The sequence below is a fragment of the Gordonia sputi NBRC 100414 genome (genome assembly GCF_000248055.1).
Taxonomy (GTDB): domain Bacteria; phylum Actinomycetota; class Actinomycetes; order Mycobacteriales; family Mycobacteriaceae; genus Gordonia; species Gordonia sputi.
In genome coordinates this window covers 1-1,298 of sequence record NZ_BAFC01000138.1, presented here as the reverse complement: position 1 = coordinate 1,298, position 1,298 = coordinate 1, and the positions used below count along the sequence as shown (strand labels likewise).

At 61.5% G+C, this 1,298-nt stretch carries 1 protein-coding gene; it reads right to left on the bottom strand.

Going from position 1 to position 1,298, the window contains the following annotated elements; genetic code table 11:
• Window positions 1-1,034, bottom strand: a 1,034-nt coding sequence (locus tag GOSPT_RS23760) for a sigma factor-like helix-turn-helix DNA-binding protein (protein WP_005209266.1), incomplete at its 3' end; no start/stop codon positions are given.
• Between the last annotated feature and the right edge of the window lie 264 nt (window positions 1,035-1,298).

Sequence of the window (1,298 nt, the reverse complement as noted above, 5' to 3'; positions counted from 1 at the left end):
TGCGTGTCCAGGCGGTCGAGCACCCGCCACGCTGGCTGACCCACGGTTTCTACGCTGCGGCTCAGCGCCGGGAGAAGTTCGAGCAGCTCATCGAGCGGACGGATTGTGCCGATGACGGAGCGTGCGGACTCCGCGACTTCACCAAGCGCACCGCCTTCGGAGATGAAGCCGAGCATCGTACTCGTCGCCTTGCCCTCGATCTGGCGAATCCGCTCGCGAGTGACCTGGTGCTGCTGACCAAGCTGGTCTAGCGTTACTGGGACGTCAGCGAACAATCGAGCCCTAAGTATCTGGGCGGCGCGTGGGTCCAGCATTTGGAGGGCGTCGTCGAATCGGCTGGCAATGTCGAGGTCCAGTTGGTCCTCATTCAGGATCTGATCAGTGGTGAGCGATTCGATCCTTTGACGTGCCTTGACGATCTCGTCGGGCGTACCCGCGGGCAGCGGGGCACCAAGAATGGCCTGGTCGCGGAATCCGACGGTGGCGAACCAGGTTGCGACCGTCGTCATATCGTCGATCATGGCCAGAAGTGGTTCCGGCGGCTGCAGTGGATCGAGCGACTTCGGCGCCGCGGTGTCGAAGGGACCTGAGAGTGAAGCCACAGTTGGTGTCGCAGCAGTCGTACTGGCGTCGGCTAGGGCTTGAAGTATGGCGTCGATTGTGCCTGCGCCGGTTTGGCGCCAGCTCATTATGTCGTCAACCGTCTCCGAGGCTAGAGCTTCAGCGCGAGTGAACCCCTCTCGGCGCAAAGCGTTGACGGCGCGGGCAGGTAACGGCAGCAGGCGCAAATCAAGGTCCGGAGACAGACCGGGGAAGATCTGCCCGATCGTCAACTGCGTCAGGCGCTCCATGGCCAGCTCCGAAATTCTGGCGATGTTTCGTCGCCGCCCGGTGGCGGACGTACTGTCGATCGACTCCTGCCACCACGGACGAATTTCACCGTGCCACTCGAGAGTGCCTCTCAACCACGGGAATGCGTCGAGCCATGTTCTCGGCCTCACGTCGTCGAAGCCGAACGAGAACTCTTCAGTCATGCGGTGGTCATCTCCTCTCAGGATATGTAGCACTTCTTACCAGTCGGCACCGACAAGTCCATCTTGCCCCCAGGGCAACTGGTTGGTGAGAGGCTTGAAGCACCAAACGTGATCGGCGAGTCTTTGGAAACTGAGCGCACCTGCGACCGGCACCCATCAGCCTTCTTCACATGACGCGCCGACGACAATGCAAACTCCGGGCTCACGCGAAGTGTTGCGACCATTAGAGATTCCGCCAGACCCTCGGGGGTCAGAAGGGGCTGG